This window comes from Paraburkholderia tagetis (assembly GCF_022213065.1).
GTDB lineage: Bacteria > Pseudomonadota > Gammaproteobacteria > Burkholderiales > Burkholderiaceae > Paraburkholderia > Paraburkholderia tagetis.
Window position 1 is genome coordinate 1 of record NZ_JAKLJA010000098.1, and the last position, 5,083, is coordinate 5,083.

Annotated in this window: 3 protein-coding genes; 1 reads left to right on the forward strand and 2 read right to left on the reverse strand. The window is 59.6% G+C overall.

Translation table 11 applies throughout. From position 1 onward, the window contains the following. Positions 1-79 precede the first annotated feature (79 nt). Entirely contained in the window at positions 80-727 is a 648-nt protein-coding gene (locus tag L5014_RS38230) for an anti-sigma factor family protein (RefSeq protein WP_238469045.1), read from the reverse strand. 695 nt (positions 728-1,422) lie between these two features. Between L5014_RS38230 and L5014_RS38235 the strand changes: the two genes are divergently transcribed. Beyond that, positions 1,423-2,445, forward strand: a complete 1,023-nt coding sequence (locus L5014_RS38235; protein ID WP_238469046.1) for a hypothetical protein — start codon at positions 1,423-1,425, stop codon at positions 2,443-2,445. Positions 2,446-2,948: 503 nt separating this feature from the next. On the opposite strand, the gene L5014_RS38935 is transcribed toward L5014_RS38235, so the two are convergent. Beyond that, positions 2,949-4,997 (reverse strand): GmrSD restriction endonuclease domain-containing protein, encoded by a 2,049-nt coding sequence (locus L5014_RS38935; RefSeq protein ID WP_238469047.1) that lies wholly within the window; start codon positions 4,995-4,997, stop codon positions 2,949-2,951. Between the last annotated feature and the right edge of the window lie 86 nt (positions 4,998-5,083).

The following is a 5,083-nucleotide window of genomic DNA, read 5'->3' on the forward strand; positions in this document are numbered from 1 at the left end:
GCTTCTGAAGGGCATTCCCTTCAAGGACGGCACTCCGGTGATAGAAAGCACACCGGCTCCTCAAGCGCTGGCCGCCTGATCATGCCGCCCGACCCGCGTACACCAGTCTTGACGATTGCTCCGCGCCGGTCCCGTCCTCGTACATGAATTGCGCGGCAGGCCCGGCTGCGCCCGGCAACAGCCGGCCACCCAGGAGCGCATAGCCGTACTCCTGCAGCGACGGCACGGTAAGCGGACGATTCAGGCGTTTCGAGAGCCAGCCGACGAGCGCCCCCTCGTGTGCAGCAGTGACCTCAACCGGATAACGCCTCTCAGGCGCGTAGACCGCGTACGCGAGGTCGGCCTGCTCGGCGAATGAGGCCTGCGTGGCAGTTGGTGCACCATGCGGTGAAATCACACCAGCGGTCCCGGCGAGCCAGACGATGGCAGCGCCGGCTGCAAGCGAGCTGGCGGCGAGCGCCGTGCGACGCCACCAGTCCATGGGCGCGAATAGCACCACACGCGGCCCGCCCGCGCCTGCTGCGGGAACAGCGTACAGCGCACGCAAGGCAGCCCGCTGCGCGCGATAGTGGGCGACGACGTTCGCAGCACGCCGGTCGACGGCCAACCGGGCGCCCAGTGCCTGGCCCATCGCTGCCGGCAATTCGCCGTCAACGAATGCCGATAGCGCACCCAGCTCCAGCTCGCTGAAGCCTGACGCTGCTGCGGGATCGGGATCGTCGTTCATCTGATGAACTCACTGCGTTCGACGACGCGGAGTGGTGGACTCGCCCCGCGCCGGCGGCAGCCCCATGTGCTTGTGTGCCCTTGAAAGTGGGGCATCGCTGAGCCATCAGATGCTGCGGTCGTTGCTGGACACCAGAAAAACGTACCGGATGCACCATTTATTCCGCAGCGCCTGAATGCAGGATTGACCTTTTGCGAGCGTGCAGCCGTTAAGCGATTACAGTGAGTCGATCTTCGGTGGCAGCCGCCGGAGCCAGACCGCACTTTGCTGTTCTGGCGTAGTGCAACGCGCCGACGAGCCGAAGTGCCGGGGCCCCGACTCAATGCATGGACATGACCGCTATCGATCAGGCAGGAGCGGACAACTGCGCAATTACCTCGCGGCGAGCTTCGGGGTTGCGCCACAGCTTGCACTCGACGAGCACGAGACCCATATGAGACAGACGAACTCCTCCGGAGTGGCCTTGCGTGGCCGCGCACCAGCCCGTTCCGTCACGGTGGACCGGCGCATCAGGGACGGAGTGTGGGCCGCTGCATATATCCAGCCGAGAAGACGCTAGAAGATGAGATCCGGTGGCTGGGCTATCTTCTCGCTTTGGAGTGCAATGGCTGTTGCGATGTACGCACTGAAAATCAGGGATGCACCAGAGTGGCACCAAGTGAGCGTGCACATGTGGCGCGACTGCACGAAAAACAATGAATGAAAGCGGGGAAGATATGGCCAAAAGCAATGAGAAGCGGCTGGATAAGTGCATCGAGCAAGCGTTCCAGTCAAACCCGGAATTCACAACCTGGTTTCTTTCCCGAACCGGGTTCGCCAATGACGCTGGTGTGTACCGGTGGTCTCGTAGTGATAACCCCTGGAGTACCCATCCGCAAGAAACCATTGACCCGGCAACCGGCGAGCCCGTGGTCAAGTACGTGCAAAGTGAAACGGACATATTGGTGGTGTTCTCGCGCCCGAATAGCGGCCCGTTTGCCCTCCATATCGAGAACAAACTCGAAAATGGTTCGTTTACGTCGGGACAGCCAGAACGATATAAGTCACGAGTAACGTACTGGCTTAACAATCCGAAGTACGGGGCCTATGTCGATTTCGAAACGGTCCTGATTGCACCTCACGTTTTCTTCGAGAAGCACCGCATCGATGGCGAGAAATTTGATCGGTATGTTTCTCATGAGGACATCGCCAAATACCTGCCTGAATTCCGGACTAGTGGCCGGGGAACTGACGACGATCGCGTAAATTTCAAGATCGTCGCACAGACCATTCTGCGAGCCGGCATCTGGTTGATCCGACATGGCTACGGTCGGCTGATGATTCTGCCGTATGCAGCGCCATCCGGCCTCTACTGGCGCTGTGCCTTTCATCCTCCAGAATGCTTCGACGAGGATGTCTACCGGTACACTTCCGGCACCAAACAAATGGTTCTTCGTGGCGACCCAGATATCGTAATGTCGTCCACCATGACACCTCAGGCACTTGCTGAACTGATCGCTGAACGAGCGCCTCGCGATGTGCTGGCTTTGTGTGAAGGCAAAGCGAGCCAAGCTGCGCTCGATTGGCTTCAACAATTCGAGAAGGTGCTCGACGAAGGTTACATTCCTGAAGCGTTCAATAACGACGACGATCCTGCCGCCGAGCGTTGGGCGTTATTGGGCGACGACGACTCAGTCGGCAAGATGGCTTCTCAGCCCGGATACCGCGTTCCATCGTAGTGTGAGCGACCCAGGAAGGCGTAAGCGATAGGCAGCGCGGGTATTGGTTTGCTCAATCGGCTGTAACCGACCGAGGCGCATGAAAACAAGATCGGTCACTCGGTGGTCGAATCTCAACGATTTTGGGCACCAACCGGAACGTCTCCCCGGTGCCCGACGACCACGCACGGCGATCGCCGCGGGCGCGGTCTTTCATGCAAAAGGCATAAAGCGACCCCCAGCGGGCATTCAATTAAATCGGCTGAGCGTCTGGTCTGCAGCTGGTTGCGGACAATCGACATAGCAGCATTAACTGTCGCTCTGACTCATTTGCAGCCATGGAGGACCGCAGGCGAGGGCCCGTTTCCACAAACAACCATTCGGCACCGTGCAATGGCTCATCCGCTCGGATGGCCGGCCGCGCTAACGTCTCGTCGGTCCAACGAGTAGTGCCCAACCTGTGGTTGGGAGCAAGGCTCAGCAGTTTGAGCCTCACTTCGGTCCCTGTCGAGCCTATGCGTTCCCTAGCTGACCTCGTCGCTCGCAAGCTCGTACGCCTTTCGGATCAAAGCGCACGCTGCATCAAGCTTGGCGTCGGAATTGACGTAGTACGTCGAGCCTTCCGTCCCCTGCACCGCCGAGTTCGCGATCCGGGCCCATTGAGATGTGGCCTGCACTCCAGTGGTCACGGTCGCCAGTTCCGTTGCCTCACAAGCCAAGCGAATGTCGATGCCGTTCGCGCGCGGTAGCAGTTCGGCAAACCATGCCGGCTCGTGGAACAGAATAGAACGCGGCGAGACAACCTCGGTAACATCGTCGCCCAGTGCCACGGCGAAGTCGGCGAGCTTGCCCAGCCACATTTGAACACTCCCGTCGCATTTCAGGTCGGCCCGCGTCTTGCCGCCGGCCGCTTGTACGGCGTCATCCAACCGCGCTTTCTTGATCGCGGCATCGTCGGCCGTCAATGCAGGCCACACCTTCAGCGCCAGTTCGGCCAGCAGTTGACCGCGCGCGTTCATCTCCGAGGGCGTCCAGCGATCAAGCTTAGCCAGTTCCCGGTTCAACCAGACGCTGCTGTCCGCGTAACCGCCCGGCTTAAGGTCGCGCTTTTTTTGGAATGGCGCCGCCTGCAACTCCGAGTTAAATCCACTGAGCGTTAGGTTGCCCAAGCGATGCAGCCATTCCTGTTGGATCTCGCGCCACTGATGGCCGAGCATCGCCTTCCACTCGTCAGACAGTTCAGCCTTCTGCGGCAACACGTGTTCGATCGATAGGCCGTCGAGCGCGCTCTTCTCCTTGCCGGAATTCGTGAGTCGCTCAAGCATGTAGAAGCAGGTTCGCCGGTGGTACAGGTCGGCAGTGGTCAGGGCTAGTTTGAACTCCTCATCGCCAGGGAACTCCTTACCGCGGCCCATTATCGCCAACCGTGCCTTCAAGCTCTTCAGAGGTGCGTCGCAGCGAATTTTGGACGCCAGATTGGAGAAGACAGTGCCGCCGCTTCGCGTCTCCGCGCCGAGCACCGATCGCCGGAATACGTAGCTCTCAAGCGTGTCGATCGCCTCACAGAACTCGTCGGCATCCAGTGTCTTGTCTTGATAAAAGCGCTCGTACAACACCATGATCGTTGTGGCGGCCACCTCAACGAGCTTGCGTAGCCGCGCGAGGCGCGCCTCAATTTTCGGCGATTCGTCCGGTCCGATCATGAAGAGGCAATAGTAGCGCCCAAAGCGCGCCATGCGCTGCAACTGGCCGACGGCTTGGTCGTGGTTCTCTGAGCGGTTCAGGTAAGCCGGATACCAACGCTTAAATTCGACGTAGACGTTTTCCAGCTTGAACGGTTTGGCCGGTCGCAACTCTAGTGTAAGGAAGTCGCGCAAGAAACTGTCAAAGAGCGCTCTGTAACTCGTGCCAAAGGCTTCTTCCAGCGGGCGCCAGTATTTCAGATACCAGTTAGTCTGCACCCGCTCGGGGTGCCCCATCAACACGTAGTTGCGGACGAGGTCGGCTTGGGCCAGCTTTACACCCGTAGAGTTGAGGCTTTCAAAAATGAGCTGTGGGTTGTCCTGTCCCGGAGACAGTGACACTGAAACGATCATCAGCCGGCGGATGCCCTTTAGAATCCGCGCTGAGTCCGCGGTGGCGATGAGGTTGCGCAGGTAGTCGAGGTTCGACGGCACCTGGCTTTGCTGATCCGTGGGTTCTGGCGCTTCAAGGAGCAGGTGTTGCAGCCACTCATTGTCCACCCGACGCAATTGCAGCTTCGACTGCAATTCGGGCTTATCGACGTACGGATTCACCAGATACTGGTTATGCAAAGCGTCGGGCGAGTCGGCTGGCGCCACCTGAGCGCCGGAATGCTTCAGGTGGTCGCGCAGCGCCATTATCAACAATAGGCAGGTGGTCAGTCGCTGCTGGCCATCAATGACCAGCCGTTGCTGCAGAACAGCGTCTCCCGACTCGCTGCCAACCCAAACCACCGAACCGAGGAAGTGAATCGCACCGTCCGGGCCATCAGCCACGGCGAGCACGTCGTTGAAGATGCGTATTCCACGACACCCGAGCGCGGATTCCACGCGTAGCCGAGCAGGTTTTCCACGAACACGCGAGCGCTCGTTCCACACGGAAGCGAGCACTTAAGCAGTGACGCGGGTGGTCAGTT

Coding starts and splice junctions, on each gene's coding strand:
- L5014_RS38230 (WP_238469045.1), bottom strand. CDS start 727: ATGAACGACGATCCCGATCCCGCAGCAGCGTCAGGCTTCAGCGAGCTG.
- L5014_RS38235 (WP_238469046.1), top strand. CDS start 1,423: ATGAATGAAAGCGGGGAAGATATGGCCAAAAGCAATGAGAAGCGGCTG.